11 protein-coding genes are annotated in these 22,980 nt (G+C 48.8%); 10 read left to right on the top strand and 1 reads right to left on the bottom strand.

What is annotated here, in order from left to right; all coding sequences use genetic code 11:
• Nucleotides 1-135 precede the first annotated feature (135 nt).
• From AC1DLI_RS09555 to AC1DLI_RS09535, 5 genes are all read left to right on the top strand, one after another.
• Nucleotides 136-7,605 carry an immunoglobulin-like domain-containing protein gene (locus AC1DLI_RS09555; RefSeq protein WP_477601849.1) on the top strand — a complete coding sequence of 2,490 codons (7,470 nt, stop codon included), beginning with the start codon at nt 136-138 and terminating at the stop codon, nt 7,603-7,605.
• Between the two features lie 1,423 nt (nt 7,606-9,028).
• On the top strand, nt 9,029-10,273 hold the full coding sequence (locus AC1DLI_RS09550; RefSeq protein ID WP_477601847.1) for a molybdopterin-dependent oxidoreductase: 1,245 nt from the start codon (nt 9,029-9,031) through the stop codon (nt 10,271-10,273).
• A gap of 123 nt (nt 10,274-10,396) precedes the next feature.
• On the top strand, nt 10,397-11,260 hold the full coding sequence (locus AC1DLI_RS09545) for an alpha/beta hydrolase family protein (RefSeq protein WP_477601845.1): 864 nt from the start codon (nt 10,397-10,399) through the stop codon (nt 11,258-11,260).
• A gap of 30 nt (nt 11,261-11,290) precedes the next feature.
• The gene (locus tag AC1DLI_RS09540; RefSeq protein WP_477601843.1) at nt 11,291-12,157 is read left to right on the top strand and encodes a sulfurtransferase; all 867 of its coding nucleotides are present in this window, start codon (nt 11,291-11,293) and stop codon (nt 12,155-12,157) included.
• A gap of 544 nt (nt 12,158-12,701) precedes the next feature.
• Nucleotides 12,702-13,907: a hypothetical protein gene (locus AC1DLI_RS09535; protein ID WP_477601841.1), complete on the top strand. Its 1,206-nt coding sequence runs from the start codon at nt 12,702-12,704 to the stop codon at nt 13,905-13,907.
• A gap of 756 nt (nt 13,908-14,663) precedes the next feature.
• Here AC1DLI_RS09535 and AC1DLI_RS09530 read toward each other — a convergent pair.
• A complete protein-coding gene (locus tag AC1DLI_RS09530; RefSeq protein ID WP_477601839.1) occupies nt 14,664-15,755 on the bottom strand; it encodes a substrate-binding domain-containing protein in 1,092 nt (363 codons plus the stop codon).
• A gap of 420 nt (nt 15,756-16,175) precedes the next feature.
• On the opposite strand from AC1DLI_RS09530, the gene AC1DLI_RS09525 reads away from it, so the two are divergent.
• The 5 genes from AC1DLI_RS09525 (at nt 16,176) to AC1DLI_RS09505 (ending at nt 22,977) form a co-directional block, all read left to right on the top strand.
• Nucleotides 16,176-17,792: a xylulokinase gene (locus AC1DLI_RS09525; RefSeq protein ID WP_477601837.1), complete on the top strand. Its 1,617-nt coding sequence runs from the start codon at nt 16,176-16,178 to the stop codon at nt 17,790-17,792.
• A 2-nt stretch (nt 17,793-17,794) separates the two neighbouring features.
• Complete coding sequence (locus AC1DLI_RS09520; RefSeq protein WP_477601835.1) at nt 17,795-18,490, top strand: L-ribulose-5-phosphate 4-epimerase; 696 nt, start codon at nt 17,795-17,797, stop codon at nt 18,488-18,490.
• A gap of 42 nt (nt 18,491-18,532) precedes the next feature.
• Nucleotides 18,533-19,957, top strand: a complete 1,425-nt coding sequence (gene araA / locus AC1DLI_RS09515; RefSeq protein WP_477601833.1) for an L-arabinose isomerase — start codon at nt 18,533-18,535, stop codon at nt 19,955-19,957.
• Nucleotides 19,958-20,473: 516 nt separating this feature from the next.
• Entirely contained in the window at nt 20,474-21,721 is a 1,248-nt protein-coding gene (locus tag AC1DLI_RS09510) for an MFS transporter (protein ID WP_477601831.1), read from the top strand.
• 392 nt (nt 21,722-22,113) lie between these two features.
• Nucleotides 22,114-22,977 (top strand): sugar phosphate isomerase/epimerase family protein, encoded by an 864-nt coding sequence (locus AC1DLI_RS09505; RefSeq protein ID WP_477602357.1) that lies wholly within the window; start codon nt 22,114-22,116, stop codon nt 22,975-22,977.
• The last annotated feature ends 3 nt before the right edge of the window (nt 22,978-22,980 follow it).

Genomic DNA, 22,980 nt, shown 5'->3' with positions numbered 1-22,980 from the left:
TGATGAGGCAGCCTTGATTATAAAGATGAAAGACAGCGCTTTCAGACATCTGGGATTTTGAAGCTATGACAAGTCGAAGGAGGGAAGCTCCTTCCGTAAGCGTTCCAATTCCATCGAATGGAGGAAAAATACATAATGAAATCCGTACCTGCCTTATCAAGATTGCTGCTGGCCTTTTTAATCGTATTTTCCAGCGTTGTGCCGGCCTATGCTTCTGCGGCGGAGGAGACTCATGCTGAACCGCAGGTTTCACAGCCTTCGGCCGTGTTATTCGAGGATGATTTCCAGGATGGAAATACGACGGGGTGGACGCTAAACAACACATCCATTTTGACCGTTGCGAATGATCCCGCGAATGCCAGCAACAAAATGCTAAACGTAAGCAGCGGCGATGAAGCTATTGCTTCCATTGATAGCAGCTCAGGCAGCAACTATATTTATGAGGCAAAGGTTAAGAAGGTAGCAAGCGGGTCTTTCCCGGGCATAGTGGCCCGTTACACGGACGCGAACAACTATTACTTGTTTCAACTTGGCGACGGCAAGTTCTCGCTGTCCAAAAAAGTAGGCGGAACCGTTACGACGCTTCTTGACTATTCGGCCGCCGTTACGGCAGGCCAGTGGTATACGATGCGTTTGGTCGTAGAGGGCAGCATCATTAAAGGGTATGTAGACAATAAGCTGATTGCACAGGTTACGGATACTTCTCTAACCTCAGGCAAAGCGGGCTTCCGTTCCAGATGGGAGAAGTCTGGCCTGGATGACGTCCAGCTTCGGAGCCTTGCCAATCCAGTGCCTGCGGCTCCAGCAAATGTGCAGGCCCTAGACGTAACGTCCACGGCAGCAACGATTACGTGGGAGAGTACGGTAGGAGCATCGACTTACCGCGTTTATCGCTCGACCCAGCCGGACACCAACTTCGCGCAGGTGTACAGCGGAACGGAGACGACCTTTGCGGACACGGGCCTCGCTTCTGGCGTGACTTATTATTACCGCGTTTCCTCTGAGCTGGATAAATATGAAGCGGTGGCGCCTACGCTCAGCGTGACGACGATATTGGTATTGCCTGCAACGCCGGCTTTGCTGCCGGGCATCATTGCAGCCTATACGTTCGATGAGTCCTCCGGGACGACCGCAACGCCGATTGCCGCAAGCAGCAATCAGACGAAGGCGAATCTGGTGAACGGAGCGGCTTGGACGACAGGCCGGACAGGCGGTGCGGTTGATCTCGACGGCGTCAACGATCACGTTACGCTGCCAAGCGGCATTTTGAACGGATTAAACGATATGACGATTACAACTTGGGTGAAGCAGGACACGCTCAAGAAATGGGGACGGATCTTCGATATCGGCCTCGGCACCAATAACTATATTTTCTTAACGGCAAGCACGGACGGCGACGCAAGCCGTTTCGTATTCAAGAACGGCGGCAGCGAGCAGTATGCAACGGTTAGCCCGGCACAGCAGACGGCTAATGAATGGGTGCATTATGCGGTCACGCTGTCCGGCAGCACGGCGACGCTGTATGTAAATGGAGCGGAGGTTGCGCGCAACAACAGCGTGACGATCCGGCCAAAGGATCTCGGCAACACGACACTCAACTATATTGGCCGCTCGATGTTTAGTGCGGACCCGTATATGGATGCCAAGATCGACGATTTCTATGTATTCAACCGCAGTCTCGGACCTGCTGAGATCGCATTGTTCACGGCGCCTGAAGATACCGCTAAGGTAGCGGCTGATAAGGATGCTTTAACGCTGGGCGATACGAGCGTGGTTATGTCGGATTTGAAGCTTCCTGCACAAGGGGCAAGCGGGACGAAAATCACTTGGGAATCAGCTAACGCAGCAGTTGTTAGTACGAGCGGTGTCGTTACCCGTCCAGTGCTCGGCGAACAGGATGCGGAGGTTGTGCTGACTGCCACGATAAAACGAGGCAATGCGACCGATGTAAAAACGTTCACGGTTCAGGTGCTGGCACAGCTGTCGGATGAGGATGCGGTGGCGGTTGTTAAAGACGCACTTACGGTTGAGCATGCCGATGCGGTAACAGCTAAGCTTACGCTGCCGAAAGCCGGCGCGAATCAGACCGTCATCAGCTGGAAATCCGATTATCCGGTGAATCTCAGACCTGATGGCATGGTCAGCCGTCCGGCAATAGGCCAGGGTGATCTGGATGTGAAGCTGACCGCAACGATCTCGCGGGGCACGGTTTCTGAAACGAGAGAGTTCACAGTGACTATTTTGGAGCAGGACGCGTCTTCCGGGTATTTGCTGGCGTTCAAGAAAACCGTGTCGGGCGTGGATACGCTGTATTATGCGGTGAGCCGCAACGGCAGAACGTGGACGGAGCTTAGCAGCAACGCAGGAATAACGGATATCGCTCCGCAGAGCATTTTCAAGCTGATTTCCGAGGACAAATGGTACAAATATGAGTATGTAAACGGCGTTTGGTCATTGTACTCCAGCACAAACGGGCCTAGCGGCTGGACGAAGGATTCGGCGAGCGTTACACTGCCGGCAGGCGCGATATCCGGCAGCTTTAAGACAATTACGGAAACAGAGTGGAGCGAGCTGGTTAACCGCTTGTCTACGCCAAGAACGCTTGATGTACTGAAGGTGTCGACGAAGGTTGGTTTTGAGCCAAGGCTTCCCGAGCAGGTGAAGATCGACTACACCAACAATTTGTATACAACCGTGGAAGTCGAATGGGATGCCATTGACGCGGCTAAGTATGCGGCAGCGGGCTCTTTTACAGCGGCAGGTACCGTTAAAGGCGCAAGCACGCGCGTGCAAGCAGCTGTCACTGTCATGAATGATAATGCAAGCAGCGACACCATTCGTAACGGTGAATTTTGGTATAACGACGAGGGCGGCATGATTCAGGCGCATGGCGGCCATATCATTAAGGTCGAGGATACTTATTATTGGTTCGGTGAGGATAAGGGCCATAATTCAGCGGTGCTGAAGGGCGTATCGATCTATGCTTCCAAGGATTTGAAGTCATGGGAGTACCGCAACACGGTGCTGACGCCTGCTGCCCATCCGGAGCTGGCATCCGCTAAGATTGAGCGACCTAAAGTGCTCTATAATGCAAAAACAGGCAAGTACGTCCTTTGGGGACACTGGGAAGAATCCGGCAACTATAACCAAGCGAATGTTGTGGTCGCGGTATCCGACACCGTCGACGGTGACTATACGTACGTGAACCGGTTTCAGCCTGGAGGCATGCAGTCGAGAGATTTCACGGTATTCCAGGATGATGACGGTCAGGCTTATCTATTCTCCTCTTCGAATAATAATGCCGATATGAATATTTTCAGTCTTACGGATGACTATCGGTATGTCGATGAGTTCATGTATACCGCATTCCCGGGCGGAAAGCGCGAATCCCCGGCTATCGTGAAGAAGGATGGAATCTACTACATGTTCACCTCCGGCTTATCGGGCTGGTATCCGAATCAGGGCATGTACGCAACAACAACAAATCTAGCTGATAAAAATGCATGGTCGTCATTGAAAAAGTTCGGGGACCCGGCAACGTTTTACACGCAATCATCCTTTATTGTAAGCGTGTACGGATCGGATACGACATCCTATGTTTATGTGGGAGACCGCTGGACTCCGACCGCGCTAATGGAATCCCAATATATTTGGCTTCCGCTGCAATTGGATAACGGATTAGCGGAGCTGAGCTATTCCGGTGAATGGGATTTGGATGCGGCTACGGGACATTTTGAGACACCTAAGGACTTGCTTGTGTCGCAAGGCAAACCTGCTGCAGCAAGCTCCCAGGCATCAGGCTTTGGGGCATTGGCTGCAAACGACGGCAATTATGATACTTATTTTGACTCCGGCAGCACCTCCTTCCCAACGACATGGCGGGTTGATTTGGAGCGGGAGTATGATCTGAGCCGTATCGATTTGAGCTGGAGAGAGTGGAATGGATCAGAGGTTTATTACACTTACAAAATCGAGGGCAGCAATGATGATCAAACCTATACGGTTCTAATCGATCAAAGCGCGAATCGGACGCCTTCTTTCAACAGTCATAAGCTGATTGGGAAGTACCGTTATGTGAAGCTGACGATTCTTGGGCAATACGGTCACACGAACAACGCGAATAACTTGGTTACCTGGTACAGAGGCTTGCATGAGCTGAAGGTATTTACCTCGGATATGGCGTTGACAGCGCCGCTGGGCTTAACGGCCGAGGCGGTTCAATCATCGGCAGAATCAACCAGCATCAAAGTTAGCTGGCAGGCGGTGCCGAATGCAGCTTCTTATACGCTTTATCGTTCCGATCGCTTAGACGGCGAATACACGCAGGTGTATAGCGGAAGAGCATCCGCTTATGAGGATCTTGGCGTTTCCTCTGGCAATACGTACTATTACAAGGTAAAAGCGATTCACGCTGGCGGCGGCTCTGAGCTGTCGGAGGCGGTCAGCGCCAAAACCTTTGTTGTGCCGGCATCATCCATTACTTTCGATAACCGCAACAACATTTGGTACGATACGGACGGCAATGTAATGCCGATCGGAAGCTACCTTAAAGTAGGGGATACCTGGTATTACTATACGACGGTGGGAGACGGCTTCCACTTCACGGATATGATCGTCTATACATCGAATGACTTCAAAAACTGGACGCTGCAGGAGCAGGTGCTGCTGAGCGATGAATCACATGAAGAGCTTGCCGCAAGCAAGCTGGAAGCGATGAGCGTCATTTACAACCAATCTACCGGTAAATACGTCGCGTGGTTCCACTATGAGAATGCAGTGGATTATACGGTGGCGAGAGTTGCAGCAGCTGTATCGGATTCGCCGACGGGACCTTTCGTGTTCCAAGGCAGCTTCCGTCCGCTCGGCAATGACTCCAGGGATCTTACGACCTTCGTGGACGAAGACGGATCAGCTTATTTGATCTCATCAACGAATACGAATTCGGATCTGAAAATGTATAAGCTCTCCAGCGATTATTTGACGGTAGATGAATCCGCGGGAGCGATCACAATCTATACCGGCAAGCATCGCGAAGCACCTGCCATGGTGAAGCATGACGGTGTATACTTCCTGTTCTCCTCTGGAGCGGCAGGCTGGCGGCCTTCGCAAGGAACGTACTCAACCGCAACGTCGATTACAGGACCTTGGACGGAGCCGCAAAAGATCGGCAATGCTTCCACGTTTGGCGGACAATCTGGCGGCGTGCTGACGATTCAAGGCACGGAAACGACCTCTTATATCATGATGTCGAACCAATGGAAGCCTGCCGACCTTAAGCTATCGAAGCGCGTTTGGCTGCCGATCAGCTTCAGCGGAACGACGGCATCCTATGACTACGCGGATCATATTACGGTAGACCCTGCAACAGGCATCGTAGCTGCAATAACCGATGGGCAGCTTCTATCCGCAGGCAAGCCTGCATCCGCAACGGATTGGAGCGGCGTGAATCGCCCGCAATACGCGAACGACGGCGATTACACGACAAGCTGGATCGGCGAAAATAATACGTGGCCCAAATGGTGGCAGGTCGATTTGGGCAAAGTCTACAGCTTGAGCAGTATCCAGATTTCCTGGTTTCTGTACAACGGCTCCGAGGCCTACCACAAATACAAAGTTGAAACGAGCATGGACGGCGTACATTATACGGTCGCGCTCGATCAGATGGAAAATACGCGGTACGGCTTTACTTCGGATGCCCTTACGGGTTCCGCAAGGTATGTTAGAGTTCAGCTGGTGGATGCGGTTCTTCACAACAATCCAAGCAACTGGTACACGCCTCAGCTTGGCGAAGTGAAGGTGTACGGACATGAAATTAACGCGCCTGTACAACTGGCTGCCAGTGACGTGACGGAAAGCGCCACGACGCTGTCATGGAAAGATATTCCACATGCAACAAGCTATAACGTTTATCGCTCCGGCACGGTAGGTGGGACCTATGTCAAAGTGAATGGTTCTGGTATTTTGACGAATACGTATACCGATACAAGCTTGGCTGCCAATACGGCTTATTTCTATAAAGTTTCAGCTCTGTATGGCGGCGTGAATGAATCGGCATTATCTGAGAGCGCTGCGGTGAAGACGAAGGAGCTTCCGGCAGGTGTGCCGGGCGGTCTGCAGGCAGTCGAGACAGCTATTACTTCGGTGAAGCTGGCATGGGAGCCTGTCGGCCAGACCGTAACGTACAACGTATATCGCTCGGATGCAGCGGATGGCGTATATATCAAAATCAACGTGGATGAGCTGGTCGAGCCGTCGTTTACCGATACTGGACTCCGCGCAGACACAACGTACTATTACAAAGTATCATCGGCTAACAGTGCTGGCGGATCCGAGCTCTCTTCCGCATTGCAGATAAAAACGAAAGCAGAAGAGCCGGTAGATCCTGGAACGCCGACGAACCCGGGCAATAACGGCGGAACGGGCTCGAATGGTGATTCGGTTCAGGTTGTCGAAGGCAGCATCTTGGTCAAAACCTCTGTGGATGCAAATGGCGTATTGCATGCCAGCGTGACAGAGGCTGACTTGAAGAAAGCATTGGAAACAACAACATCCGCTACGCTGAACATTAATGTTCAACCAAGCGTTGGAACCGCGAATGGCGGAGCAAAGGTAACGATTCCTGTTCAGCAGCTGCTGAACAGCTCTCAAGGTATCACTCAAGTTGCGGTGACCACGGGTGATGTTACGGTTTCCTTTGGCACAGCAGGTTCGGCAGGCATTTTGACTGCTAGCTCTCAGCAGGTTGAAGTGGCTGTAGGCCAGGTGGATGCTTCTGAGATTCCAGAGAACGTGAAGAAGAAAGTAAACGGTCATCCTGTGTTCGACTTTACGCTGAGCGTAGACGGCAAAAAGGTCAGCAATTTCAATGTAAGCCAGCCTGTTACCGTCGAGATGAAATATAAACTCCAACCAGGCGAGAAAGCCCATAAAATCGTTGTCTATTACATTGGCGATGACGGCAAGCTAGAGGTCGTACGCAATGTGCAGTACGATGCGGCTTCAGGCATGATTAGCTTTAATCCGAAGCATTTCAGCCGGTATGCGGCAGGTTATGCGAATGTTGCTTTTACCGATCTCCAAAAAGCAGCATGGGCGCAAACGATGATTGAAGCCTTGGCTGCAAGAGAAATCGTTCGCGGGACTGGCGAGGGTATTTTTGAACCAGCCAGAGCGGTAACGAGAGCAGAGTTTATCCAGCTGCTCGTAAGCTCGCTTGGACTTCTTGATGACCAAGCAAGCAGCAGCTTCAGCGACGCGAAAGAAGGCGCTTGGTATTACGCGGCAGTTGCTTCCGCAGAAAAGCTCGGTATCGTAAAAGGAAAATCGGACGGCTCTTTTGGCGTCAACGAATCCATTACGAGAGAAGACATGGCGGTCATGCTGTCCCGAGCAGCAGTCCTTGCTGGCATTAGCGGCAATGGTGCTGGCACTGAGGGGCAAGCCTTTAAGGATCAAGCCGCGATTTCAGCCTATGCGGTTGAAGCGGTAGCTGCGATGCAGGAGGCCGGCTTCATCAATGGCTTCACGGACGGAAGCTACCAGCCTAAACAGCACACTACTCGTGCGCAGGCTGCGTCCGTTATTTTCAAATTGCTTAAGCTGTAAATTCGAGGCTTTAAAAGACAGATGGCAGATGGCAGATCATCCTTCAATGGAGGGTGATCTGTTTTTTTTGTTTTCGACGTGATAGTGGATATACAGGTAACGGCAGCTTGAGCTTGGTGGGCTTTCATAGATTGAGGAGTGGGGAGGGGGATGGGAAGGTGCCTTGATGGGGCTTTGATGATGCCAAGATGATGCCTTGATGGAGCTTTGATTGTGGCTACGCTGCAGTTTATACAATTGAAAGGGGATGGGGGGAGTTTTTAGTGGGCTACGCTGTAGAAAATACAATAGATTTAATCAAAAGAGATCATATTGCAGTGGGAGGGCATCATTCTGTTGCACTAACTGCACTGTACATCTAGGGGCTCGGCTCAAGCGCCTCTTCTGCTGTACAAAGTGCAACGTAGCTAAAGGTAGTTAAGCTGCTAAGGTGAAAAGAACTTAAGTTAGCTGCTGGATCTGTGGGGATGGAGGAATGGCTATTGGAGTAACTAAATTGATCCGTAGTGATGCTTGGTGCTGTATTAGTTGGGAGTAGGATGGTTATTGGAGTAACAAAAATGATCTGAATGCGATGCTTGCTGCTGTATCCGTTGGGAGTAGGTTGGTTATTGGTGTAACTAAATTGATCCGTAGCGATGCTTGGTGCCGCATCAGTGGGGAGTAGGATGGTTATTGGAGTAACCAAAATGATCTGTATGCGATGCTTGCTGCTGGATCTGTGGGGATGGAGAATGGGTTATTGGAGTAACTAAATTGATCCGTATGCGATGCTTGGTGCCGTATCAGTTGGGAGTAGGATGGTTATTGGAGTAACTAAATTGATGCGTTTTCGATGCTTGCTGCTGGATTTGTGGGGATGGAGGAATGGCTATTGGAGTAACTAAATTGATCCGTAAGCGATGCTTGGTGCTGGATCTGTGGAGATGGAGGACGGTTATTGGAGTAACTAAATTGATCCGTAGTGATGCTTGGTATTGTATTAGTTGGGAGTAGGATGGTTATTGGAGTAACTATACTGACCCGTAAACGATGCTTGCTGCTGCATCAGTGGGGGGAGGAGGATAGCTATCAGAGTAACCCAAATGATCCGTATACGATGCTTACTGCTGTGCAGCGGTATGGAACGGGAATGAGGTGTGTGCTTGCTTTGAGCCTTATTTTGCTGCTGAAATTATGCGGGGAGTGTGAGGAAAGAGTGGTTACCTTGTGGATGGGTCTCGGAGTCGTATCTATCTCCAATCGGCGTTATAATAGAAGAAAAGAAACTATTGGAAGTTAGAAGCTGGAGCGTTGCGCGCGATGAGCGATGAGAGCGTGTTATCGCATGGCAAAATGGTTAGCTTCCTTTTTTTGCAACGTGAGAGCTGAATGTGAATGAAGCGGTTTAGGGTTACTAGGGGAGAAGAGGGAGGTTGCCTGAATGAGCGGACTGATCGATCGGCTGCGCAAGGGCTATGGGAAAAAGCTCGTTTCGCTTCATGCTTGGAACGGATGGATTGTGGTGATTTTGGTATTGACCGGGCTTATCCTGATCGGCGGCTTCTGGCGCGGTTTTCTAGGTGAGGGCCGTGTCTGGATCAAGTGGGCCCATATTGTTGTCGGCATTGCCTCCATTTTGCCAGTCGTCTACTACCTGCTGCTCGCGGGCAAGCACTGGAAGCAGCTGAAGCAAAAGCCTTGGCAGCGATTTAACGTGCTTGTGGTGCTTGGATTATTGTTGGGCTGGTTCGGCTCAGGCGTACTCTTGTGGCAGTTTAGAGCGGTAGGGCCCGGCGTTTCGAATGTCGCGTTAGTCATCCATGATCTGTTAACGTGGATCGGTCTGCCTTATATCATTTACCATTCCATCACGCGGGTCAAATGGCTGAAAGAGCCGAATCGGCGGACGATCAGAAACGAACAACAGAAGGATGCCGACGTTATCCATCCAGCGGGGGCACCTCAGGCGGTGTATACGCGTAAAGCGTTCATTCGCGGCGCGATTGGCCTCGGTCTCGCGGTCACAGTAGGGCCTTCTTTTCTAAAATGGCTCGGCACCTCGCTAGGAAGCGTAGGCGGAAGTGAAACCATCGATAAGCTTATCGAAAAGAATACAAATATGCTGCTTCCGGCACCGCAGCCGCTTCCGGCCTCCGCTCCGCCGCTTGGGGGAGGCGCAATCGGGCAATTCCGTGTTTATACGGTAACGCCGATTCCTTCTTTTACAAACGCGGATTGGTCGTTTACGATAGACGGGCTTGTGAACAAAACGTTTAAATGGGATTGGGAGCAGTTTGTGGCGCTGAAGCGCACGGTTCAAGTGAGTGATTTTCACTGCGTGACCGGCTGGTCGGTGTACAAAAACACCTGGGAGGGCATACCGCTCAAAGAGCTGCTTAAGATGGCGGGCGTGCAGTCTGGCGCGGAAACGGTGAAGCTTTACTCGGGGGATGGCGTCTATACGGATACGCTGACGCTTGAACAAGCGGATTTGGACGACGTTATGGTTGCCGTTATGCATGACGGCAAGCCGATACCGAGTGATCTCGGCGGACCCGTCCGGCTTATCGTACCGAAAATGTATGCCTACAAATCGGTGAAATGGTTAAACCGGATCGAGCTGATTAAAGGCGAGCATGTGGGCTATTGGGAAGCGCGTGGATATGCGAATGACGCATGGGTGTAGCTATCCTTTGATGATGAATATGTAAACCCACCTTCATACTCAGTTTTAGTGATATGATAATAAAGACTGCTTAGCAAATGGGCTTTATTTTATCAAAAAATAGCGATGGGGAAGGTGCTGCTGGTGAGTAAAACGAGCATTTTGCATCAGGCGTTTACGCTGGAGCTGGAACCGGATGTATCTATTAAAGGCGATATTAGGGTGAAGGAAGAGGGAGGACGCATGCCGGTCCTCCTTTTTGCGCATGGTTTTAAAGGGTTTAAGGATTGGGGGTTCTTCCCTTATGCTTCTGAGCGGTTCGCTCAGCAGGATTTTGCGGTCATTACGTTTAATTTCTCACATAACGGCGTGAATGAGCAGGACTTCGACGAGCTGGAGAAATTCGGCCGGAACACCTACTCGCAGGAGCAGATGGATCTTTCTGCCGTACTTGCAGCTGTGCTGGAGGATAGATTTCCACTGGCGGAGCGACTGGATAAGGAGCAAATTCTCTTGGTAGGGCATAGCCGCGGCGGAGGGAACAGCGTGCTGTTCGCAGCGGAGCATCCCGACATACGCGGTGTCGTGTCATGGAACGGCATAGCGAATGTGAATCTATTCGGCGAGGAGTTCCGCAAGCAGGTCTTGCAGGATGGCGTAGGTTATGTAGCTAATGCCAGAACGAAGCAGGAGATGCCGATCAACGCTATATTTTTCGAGGACTTGGATCGCAATCGGGAGCGCTTCGACATTACGGATCGAGCCGCGTCGCTGAAGACGCCGGTGCTGTTTATTCAAGGATTGCAGGATTCAGAGCGGCTGCTTGCGGGTTTCCGTGCCTTGAAGGAGGCTGCGCCTCATCATCGCTTTGCGACGCTGGAAGGAGCGACGCATACTTTCGGGACGGTACATCCTTTTGCAGGAACGACGGATGATTTGGAGCGGGCGATTGCCATTACGGGAGCTTTCTTTGCTCCGCTGCTGGAGCGGCAATCCACTAAGGATTAATAATCTAAAATGTTAGGGGAGCTAATTAATATGACTTATTATCAAAAAGCGGACTGGGTGCTGGAGCAATTGGGCAAGGAAGGCACGGTTATCGTCGATACGCGGTATGCGTTAAACGATACTGAAGCGGGCAAAAGGGCGTATGCGGAAGCGCATATTCCAGGTGCTTATTATGCAGATTTAAGCCGTGACCTCTCGGGTCCCAAACGTCCGAATGGAGAAGGCGGACGCCATCCGCTCCCGGAGCCGCAGGAGCTGGCGGCTATTTTTGAGCGCATGGGCATCGGTCAAAATACGACGGTCATCGCCTACGATGATCAAGGCGGCGCGATGTCCTCCCGTTTGCGCTGGCTGCTGCAGTGGCTCGGGCATGATGGACAAGTCTATCTGTTGGAGGGCGGCTTTGCCGGCTGGCAAGCAGCCGGTCATCCGGTTAGCACGGAAGTGCCTGCTTCAGCGGAAGGAGTAACCTTCACGCCTGCCGTTCAGGAGGACATGCTGGTTAGCCGGGATGAGGTTAAAGCACGTATCGGCAAAGCCGGCACCGTGCTGATTGATTCCAGACAAGCCCCGCGCTACCGCGGCGAGGTCGAGCCGCTTGATCCGGCGGCCGGACATATTCCAGGCGCGATCAACCGCTTCTGGAATGAAGGCAAACGCGCTGACGGTAGCTGGAAATCGCCCGAAGAGCAGGCTGAGCGCTTCGCGGGCTTGTCGCAGGATGATGAAATCATCGTCTACTGCGGCTCAGGCGTGACGGCTACGCCGAATGTGTTTGCTTTGCAGGAAGCGGGATTTCGCAATGTGAAGCTTTATGCGGGGAGTTGGAGTGATTGGAGTTCGGATAGCGGGAACCCGGTTGCGGTGGGGGATGAAGAAGTGCCGAGTGACAAATAGCAGTATGCATTTCTTAAACACATCGCCAAGGGCTTATGCACTTTGGCGATGTGTTTCTCTATATTCGAAGTCAACACGGAGTCAACAAGACATTCCAGAAAACATTTTCAGTGCAGAGAGAAAAAGGCCGAGTTAGCCACCAACTTACGATAGCTATCCTGCCGTCTTTGTATTCAGGTCAACAATGGATTTCGATTTGACCAACAATCAACGGCAAATCAACACACAGCAAAGATTATTTGATTCTATACCTCGGCTGGTTAGCCGAAGTCTTGGATAGAATTATGACAGCTACTAGATCCATTCCTTCATTTGCTTTAACTTCATTGTAAAACAAGATGCCTATGGAGCCTATATCCTTTAGACAGGAAATCGATGAGGAAATGAATAGCCAGTAAAGATATCAAGCGAAAAGAAACAAGATACCACCTCTGGCAGACTTGCTTCTTTTCAATGTATTGTTGAGGGGCTACAAAGAACCTAGCGTTTTCGTCGTAGAATGCTAAAAAGTAGGAAAATATTATATAATATGTGAGGAAAAATAATGAAAAATGTTGATAATGGTTCGATAGGTGAAATTCGTACAAAAGCTTTCCTAATTGACCGGTTCTGGATCTTAGAACGATCAATTGATATACACGGAGCAGATTATATAATTCAGAGGAAATTGAGTGAACAAAATATTTTAGATAAAATTCCACCTCGTTTTGGGGTAGTACAGGTTAAATTTATGCAGGATGAAAATACGTCCCACTATATACATAGTGACTATGTTTTAAATGTAGGTGGCGAGCCTCGGCGTGAATTTTTTTTGATGATTCATACAGGGGATGAAACGAATAACAAAAAATATTTAATTTCAGCTGATGAAATCAAAAATGATTTTAAAGTTTGCTCGGTCGGTAAAAATAGTGGAAAGTATTATATACCAGGAACTGTACTACGCTCATCAAAATATGAAGTAACTAATAATAAAGGGGCACTAGACCGTATTGAGCATACAATAAGATTAGCTGACTTTGCCAGCAACAGAACTTTTTTATTCCGTACTGTACCATCACTTTTTACAAAAGAGGAAATTGATTATGATTTCACCCGACCTCTACCTACTAATGAGGGTATTGATATCCCAAATGCATTTAGGAAGCTAAAGCGACAGTTATCTTCTATTATTTTCGAAGTTGAAGAAGTTTCCGATAAAATAAAAGTTGCTTTAGAAACAACAAACCCACTAGATACAATAGGGGTAATAAAAGATCTATTGAAAGAACATGGACTTTTTGATTATCCAATTGACAACCTAGAACAAATAGAGTTAGCAGCAAAGGAACATGAGGCAAAGCATAACTGCTTAAAAGAGATTGGTGTTTTAGATAATTATTGTGATATTCGAAGAAAAATAGAGAGTGACACAATAGAATTTTTAGAACCTATAATAGAAGAAGGGTTTACCAAAAATAAAGGATATGTACTCACTTTGGATTATAACTATAAGGATCTGACAGGTTGTAGTATTTCACAAGAAGTTAAAGATAAAAGTGATATTCCAGTTGGAAAAGATACCTTGAGTTACATGAGTGACATTATACTATCTGATCCGGGTAAAATAGTATTTTACCTCTTTCCATATTATTATCGTGAATACATAGGAGAGAATTGGAATGAAAGGCTAAAGAATATTATTTACTCTTATATAGATCAAATAATGGATGAAATTTATTTAAATTTGTTTCCTGATCAAAGAGAGTAGTATTGTTATTAACTGAACTGAACTACGAATTATCGACAGATATTTATGAATTAATACATTTAGGCTACTATTTTAAACAAAGGAAAGCACCGTTTCATCGCTCAGATCATGGCTCTCCCAGAGTTAAAGTGCCGGTTGATGGTTGCTGTTGGTTTGACCAATGGACCCAACAAGTCCACGAGACCAGCATCCATGGGGTGGCCATTCTCGTTACTCCTTAATGTATATCCCGATGAACGGCTTCCGCAGCTAGTTCCACAGCTGGAGTGATTGGAGTTCCAGTCCTGACAACCCGGTTGCTACGGGGGATGAGTAAGAGTTGAGAAACCCCGTCAGACGGGCGTTCAGGTTCATGTATCTGTAAACACCACAATGTGCCTTGCTTGAAATCATTTTCGTACGACAGATGACAGCTGGAGCGATTGGAGTTCTAACCCGTAAAATCCAGTAGCCATTGGCTCCGAGGAGAAGGTTTAAGTCGCATAGTAGTATACGACTTGGAGTACATCGTTCATATGGCGATGTACTTCTTTGCGTTGTGCTCGGGGGCGTCGAAGTCAACAAGGAGTCAACAATTGCTCATAACATCAATTTTCATGGGACTATGAGTCAGAAACCCTTACATAATAAGCTTTCCATCAGCACAATTAGGATCTTCTCTAAAAACGAAAAGATCCTCTTCTGTGCTTGACATGAACCAGGGCCAGTATGATCACTTTTCTGATTCCGGCTTTTCCTTCGCACGTTTCGCCGTGACTATTCCACTTCGATCGCTTTTACTGTTTCGCCCTCAATTAATACGGGCTGGTAGTAGTTGTTGGTGGGCAAGTCTTTTTTGCCTTGTAAATTTTTAATGACCCAGTCCGCTGCGTCGCGTCCCATTTGTTCTTGGGGGTGCGTCAGTGTCGTTAGTTTAATATTGGCGTTTTTGGCGATATAGGAATTGTCCTGGCCAATTATAGATAGTTCGTCCGGAATGGAGATTCCCAGTTTTCTGCAGACATGTACGACTTCCAAGCCTACCTCGTCGTTGTAACACACAAGCGCAGTCAATTCATCCCGATTGTCGTTCAGATACACTTCCAAGTTAGCTGACAGGTCCGGCTTTGTGGATGTATCGAAAGAAAGCACATGCTCTTGCTGGAACCGTAATTTGGCTTCCCCTAGAGCCTTGATAAATCCCTTCATTCTATACTTCCCTTGCAAATCATCCATTTTCGCGATGATGCCGATCTGGGTATGTCCTTTGGTAATCAGCTCCCGGGTTGCGAGATAGCTGGACTGCACGTCATCCAGACAGAAGAAAGGAACTTCCAACTCTTCATAATAGGCATTGATCATCGCGAACGGAACCTCCTGTTCCTTAAAAGATAGGTAGTAAGCGATATTGGGGTTGTATACACTGCTTCTGGTCGGTTCTATAATCAGTCCATCCACGCCGTAGGATAGCATCATTTCCAACGCCTTTTTTTCCTGGGAGATATCATTATTTGTACTGGCTAACAGTAATGAATAGTTATCTTCATTTAATCGGCTTTCAATGCCGCGGATAATGGAGGGGAAGATGTAATCCGAGATATAGGTTGTAATGACGCCGATCGTCTTATTCGTGGTTTTTGTACCCGTTCTGGACCGGTATTGGCTGCTGACGTACGTGCCGGATCCCCTCTCGCTTCGCAGGAACCCCTCGTTCGATAACTCTAGAATGGCCTTTCGAACCGTCTGCCGGCTAACGTTGTAGCTTTCCTGCAAAACGTTCTCCGAAGGGATTTTCTCGCCTGCTTTGTACGTTCCAGAGAGGATATAACTTTTGATATCTTCAATAATGAGCTGGTACTTTGGCTTCATGCAGTCCACTTCTTTCATCGTTGTTCAAAATAAAGTTGTACGTACACATCTTAGCATGAATTGCATGAAATGCAAATGTAGTAACATCATTTGCGATTCCAAATGGTACAAGTTCCATGTTTTTCCTTAGAAAAACTCCGTGATCAGACGAAAAAGGACAGTACAACAACTTATGTTCGTATAACTATTAGACTATATTGACAAATGTACGTACAGAAAATATACTAAGGCTGTCAGTAAGAGAAAGAAAGCGTCTTCTTTCGGTCGAAATCTTCCGGTTGTCTCACCCGAGTGACCGATTCGATCGGAAGCAGCTAGTATAGGAATCGTCATCGGTTGGGTTAAATCACGAAGTTAGATTGCAATAGGAGCGATTTAATTTTTGTGCAAACCACGAACAGAGAGGGGATATACGTGATCATGAATCATGTAGACTTGAAGGAAGCGATAACCAATGGAGAAACTTCGCTGGGTATCGAATTTGGTTCTACGCGGATCAAAGCGGTACTGATCGATCGTCGTTTCGAGACCATCGCATCGGGAAGCTTTGAGTGGGAGAATCTGTTGAAAGACGGATATTGGACGTACAACCAGGAGGATATTATAAGAGGCCTCCAAACCGCGTATCGTGAACTGAAGCAGGAAGTGGAACGGAATTACGGAATCACCCTTCGGTCCGTCGGTTCGATCGGTTTTTCCGCTATGATGCACGGATATATGGCGTTCGACAGCACGGGCGACCTGCTAGTGCCGTTTCGGAATTGGCGCAACGCAACAACCGGCGCGGCAGCTAGGGAATTAACGGACTTGTTCCAATTTAATATCCCCGAGCGCTGGAGTATCGCCCATTTGTACCAAGCGATATTGAACCAAGAGGAGCATGTGCCTCGCATTGATTTTGTTACGACACTGGCTGGATACATCCACTGGCTGTTGACCGGCAATAAAGTGATCGGCATCGGGGATGCTTCCGGCATCTTCCCTATTGATGAATCAACCCATAATTACCATCCATCGATGGTCAAGCAATTCGATGAATTAATCGCGGCCAAAGGCTTTGCGTGGAAGCTTGAGGATATTCTTCCCAAGGTATATCTCTCCGGCAAGCAAGCCGGCGAGCTAACGGCGGCGGGAGCCGCTATTCTGGACCCGGCCGGAGATCTGCAGTCCGGAATTCCGCTCTGTCCTCCGGAAGGCGATGCCGGCACAGGCATGGTTGCGACGAATAGCGTCAAGAAGCGGACGGGAAATATATCCGTGGGAACTTCCGTTTTTGCCATGATTGTGTTGGAGAAAGAATTGTCCAAGGTTTATCCGGAGATCGATATGGTCACTACGCCGGACGGCAGTCCGGTCGGCATGGTGCATGCCAACAACTGCTCTAGCGATCTTAACGCCTGGATGGGACTGTTCCGTGAATTCTCCGAAGCGATGGGATTCAATGCGGATTCCGGCAAATTGTTCAGCGTGCTGCTGGGCAAGTCTCTTGAAGCAGACCCGGATGGCGGCGGCTTGCTTAGCTACGGCTATCTTTCGGGCGAGAATATAACGGGAATAGATAAAGGCCGACCATTGTTCGTTCGCTCGCCTGAAAGCAACTTTAATCTGGCTAACTTCATGCGAACGCATCTATTCACGGCTTTCGGAGCGTTGAAGCTTGGCATGGACATTTTGACCGAAAACGAACAGGTGGCTATCGACAGCATCTTGGGTCATGGCGGCCTCTTCAAAACCCCTGTCGTTGGACAAAAAGCTTTAGCCGCTGCGCTGAACGTACCGATCTCGGTCATGTCGACGGCTGGCGAAGGCGGGGCATGGGGCATGGCGCTTCTGGCTTCGTACATGACGGGCAAGGATCAAGAAGAGAGTCTGGAGGAGTTCCTCGAGCAGAAAGTCTTTAAAGATGCCGAAGGACAGGAGATTGCTCCGGATGCAACGGATGTCCAAGGGTTCCAAGCATTCATCAAACGATACCAAGCAGGGCTAGCCATCGAACAAGCCGCTGTAGACCATCTGCTAGAGAACGGGAGGGACTAACGTTGTTAGAACAACTGAAAGAAGAGGTATATCAAGCGAATTTAGATTTGCCGAAGCACGGACTCGTGAAATTCACTTGGGGTAATGCGAGCGCCATGGATCGGGAAAGCGGTCTGTTCGTGATCAAACCGAGCGGCGTTAGCTATGAGAAGATGAAACCGAGCGACATGGTCGTTGTGGATTTAGACGGTAAGGTGGTCGAGGGTGAGATGAGACCTTCCTCCGATACCGCGACTCACGCCGTGTTGTACAAGCACTATCCACAAATCGGCGGCATCGTGCATACTCATTCGACCTGGGCAACCATCTGGGCGCAAGCGGGACTCGATGTACCCGTCATGGGAACGACGCATGCGGACACCTTCTACGGCGCCGTGCCTTGCGCACGGTTCTTGAACCAAGAGGAGGTTGACCGGGGTTACGAAGCAGAGACGGGTCACGTTATTATCGAAACCTTCGAGAAACGCGGATTGGATGTCATGGCAATCCCGGCGGTTCTGCTCCAGGGACATGCGCCTTTTACTTGGGGAAAAGACGTGAAGTCGGCGGTCGTGAACAGCGTCGTGCTGGAAGAAGTGTGCAAAATGAATCTGTACGCGCGGCAATTGAACAATTTTGCCAAAGAACTGCCGCAAGGCATTCTGGATAAGCACTACCTTCGGAAACACGGGAAAGATGCCTACTACGGGCAGAAGTAATAGCCTTAGCCATTATAAAATACAGAAAAGAGGATGATTAAGATGTCAATAACAGCAGATAAACAGTTTTGGTTCGTCGTAGGTTCGCAGCATTTGTACGGGGCAGAAGCGTTGGCTGAAGTAAAAGCTCACGCGCAGACGATGACTGATGCCTTGAATAATAGCGGTGTCCTCCCTTACCCGGTTGTCTTGCAGGACCTTGCTATAAGCGCAGATAAAATTACAAGCATCATGAAAGAGGTCAACTTTCGCGACGAAGTGGCGGGTGTCATCACATGGATGCATACGTTCTCACCTGCGAAAATGTGGATTCGCGGTACGAAATTACTGCAGAAGCCACTGCTTCACTTGGCAACCCAGTTCAATGAAAGCATTCCTTGGGCAACGATCGATATGGACTTCATGAACCTGAATCAGGCCGCTCACGGCGACCGCGAATACGGCTTCATCAATGCCCGTCTGAAGAAACAAAATAAAATCGTCGTAGGCTACTGGGAACGTCCAGAAGTGCAGCAGCAGATTGCGGATTGGATGGACGTAGCGGTTGCCTATAACGAAAGCTTCAATATCAAAGTCGCCCGTTTCGGCGACAACATGCGCAATGTTGGCGTAACGGACGGGGACAAGGTCGAGGCTCAAATTCAATTCGGATGGACCGTGGACTATTACGGCATCGGCGACCTCGTGCAATACGTGAATGCCGTTACAGAGCAAGAAATCGATGATCTGATAGGCCAATATGCGGAGCTCTACGAATTCGATTACGGCACGAACAGCAAAGAATCCTGGGAAGCAAGCGTCAGAGTCCAAGCGAGCTATGAAATTGCCATCAAACGTTTCTTGGACGAGAAAGGTTATAATGCCTTCACGACGAACTTCGAAGATTTGCATGGAATGAAGCAGCTTCCTGGTCTTTCTGTCCAACGTCTGATGGCGCAAGGCTACGGTTTTGCTGGCGAGGGCGACTGGAAGACGGCCGCGCTCGATCGCTTGCTGAAAGTGATGAGCCGCAATCAAAACACGGGCTTTATGGAGGATTACACCTACGAGATGGCGGCCGGTCAGGAAGCCATACTGCAATCCCATATGCTCGAGGTAGATCCGTCCTTGGCAAGCAACAAGCCGAAAATTATTGTTTCCCCGCTCGGAATCGGCGGTAAAGAAGATCCGGCGCGTCTGGTATTCGACGGAAAAGCCGGCGAAGGCGTCGTTGTATCCATGGCTGACTTCGGCACTCATTATAAATTGCTGATCAACGAGGTTTCCGCATTCGAGCCGACGGTTCCTGCTCCTAATCTTCCTGTTGCTCGCGTCCTCTGGGCTGTGAAGCCGAACTTCCAGGATGGAGTGAAAGCTTGGATCGAGAATGGCGGCGGCCACCATACTGTCGTTTCTTTGAACCTGACGACAGACCAAATCGTGACCTACGCTAAGCTGGTTAACTTGGAATACGTCGTCATTAAGTAATCCATTATTAAGGTGAAAAGAATGCGGACTCAGGACACAATCGTGGGGCCGCTTCTTTGAGCCAAATGTAAAAAACCGTTTCTTTCGTAAATGGGTAATTCTATTTACCAAGAAACGGTTTTTTTGTTTTTCAGAATAACCTCATGAATCCGGTTGCGGCGGGGATGAGTAAAGGCCGAAAGACATATTAAAGTATCTAAGATCTGAATACATTGCCATGTGGGCAGCTTGCCCTGGGCGATGTATTTGTTATGCTCTGCGACCTGATAGTGATAGTCAGATGATTGGAAAGGTGAAACCAGCAATCCATAAGAAACCGACCGTTTTTGTTCATGTCATAATAAGAGTGGGCGAACCATATTTGATTTACTGGGAGAAGTAAGTTGTATAGAAAGCGATATTTGCAATTAATCTGTGCCTGCGGATAGAATTAGTTGCACGGAATATGGCAATGACTTACTATAGGAAGCCGAGAAATCAATGATGAATCCATTTGGCTCCAGAAAGGTGTAAGAAATGACAAATGCCAAAGAAACAAAAAAATGGAAAAGGGATATTATTCTTTTTTTAAGCAGTCAAACCATATCGTTATTTGGTTCTGCATTAGTTCAATATGCGATTATGTGGCATGTGACGCTTACTACAAAATCAGGTCTTATGATGGCGCTATTTATCGTCTGCGGGTTCATTCCTACTTTTCTGTTATCGCCGTTTGCCGGTGTGTGGGCGGACCGATACAACCGAAAATATCTGATTATAATATCGGATGCCATGATCGCTATTGTTACGCTGCTGCTCGCTCTCACATTTTTACTGGGATATGACGCGCCCTGGTTGTTGTTTGTCATTGCCGCCGTCCGCGCGCTCGGAGCAGGTATTCAAACGCCTGCAGTGGGAGCGATATTACCGCAAATTGTGCCTGAGGATAAGCTGACAAAGATCAATGGAACAAACGGAACACTTCAGGCGCTGATGATGTTCGTTGCGCCTATTGTCAGCGCAACGCTGCTTTCCATGGCAACCATCGAAGTTATTTTCTTTATCGATGTTATCACGGCGGCGATCGCGACCCTTACGTTATTTTTCTTTCTGAAAATACCTTTGCACCAAAAGGCGTCGGATAAACAAACGACAAGTTATTTGGATGACTTCAAGCAGGGAATAAACTATATTAAGAATCATAGCTTTCTGAAAACCTTTTTTATTTTTTTCGCCTTTTTCTTTGTATTAATGGCTCCGGCCGCGTTTTTAACGCCGCTGCAAGTCACTCGCAGCTTCGGAGATGACTATTGGCGATTGACGGCCATTGAAATTGCGTTTTCAATCGGGATGATGGCCGGTGGAGCCATAATCGCATCATGGGGCGGCTTCCGCAACAAAGTTTATACGATGACTTTCGGTAACCTGATTATGGGCGTATGCACGTTAGTTTTGGGCATTGTTCCGATATTCTGGATTTACTTAATGGTGATGGCTGTATTCGGCGTTGCAATACCATTGGCGAATACGCCAACGACCGTCTTGCTGCAGGAAAAGGTGGATCCGAATTATATGGGGCGCATTTTCGGCGTATTCGGTATGATATCGACTTCGATGATGCCAATTGGCATGCTGATTTTTGGCCCGCTTGCGGATATGATTGAGATTGAATGGCTGCTTGTTGGGACCGGATTGTTAATCGTTATTCTGGCCATATTCTTCGCTGGTAACAAACGCTTAATTGAAGCCGGAATGCCTGCAACCAAGGAAGCATTGCAAGAGTGAGTGATGAATTTTGCAGCTGGAGCGATTGGATTTCCAGCCCAAGCAACCCGGTTGCTACGGGTGAGGAAAAGTCTTAGATTAACATGGTAGTATGCGAGGTTCGGATGCAGCACTGTGTGAGGCAAGTGACTTTGACGATCAAAAGGCGCTCTAATCAACAGGGAGTCAACATCCGCTCTCAGAAAATACTTTCGTGAGCGGTTGAGTTGGATGAACGCTCGTATTCGAAGCAGACAAGATAAATTCTTTAATTTATGGGAGATGGCATAGCGAAGGCCCTTAGCCGTGTTTTAGATAAAAATTAATGGTTTAAGCTAAAGATTAAATCCGGATACAACCCTATAATCGGGTTATATCCGGATTTTTTTATTCTGTTATGGGGGTGAAACCGTATAAATGCATTTAAAGGGAAGATAGCGGTACACGCCATAACATGGGGCGACAACCATCTGCAGGCGCTTAAGGAAGCTTCCAAGCTCGGTTATCGGGCGATCGAGCCATGGCCTTCTTTTGCGCTTCAATATGAACAAAATATCGCGCAGTTTAAAGAATTGCTGGCTCAGTACAACTTGGAATTGGCGGCGCTCTACGGAGGCGTTACGGGAGCGGTGTCCAGCAAATTTACAGATCCGTCCAAAAGGCAGGAGATTGTGGATTATAATGTGCGGCTGGCTCGAATTGTTTCGCAATGCGGAGCAGGGCATTTGGTGCTTGGCCCTGGTGGTCCCCGGCAAAGGCCGGCCAGTTTGGATGAGCTGAAGACGGCGTCTGCAACCATCATCGAGACGGCGAAACGCACTTTCGAGCTAGGCGTCAAAGCCTGCCTTCATCCGCATTTATGGACTGAAGTGCAGAACGAGAATGAGCTGGATGCCATAATGGAACTATGCGATTCCGATGTCGTTTTCTTTGCGCCGGACACGGCCCAATTGACTGGAGCCGGAATGAATCCCGCCGAGTTGATTCGTCGCTACAAAGATAGAGTCGCTTACGTGCATCTGAAGGATGTTACGAAAGACGGCGCCGTTGCGGAAGATTTTCCGATGCTTGACGGAAACGAGGTGCCGATCTTTTGCGAGCTGGGGCTTGGTAAAATCGATTTCGACTCTATTATCGAAGCGTTGAACGAGGTTCAATATCAGGGCTGGGTGACAGTCGAGATCGACCGGTCCACAAGCACGCCCTATCGCAGTTTGGAAATTTGCAGAGACTTCGTGGAGCAACGGCTTCGTATACCGGTAAGAGGATGTGGATAGGGG

The organism is Paenibacillus sp. 01T443, from assembly GCF_056398325.1.
This window is presented reverse-complemented; position numbering and strand designations above follow the sequence as displayed.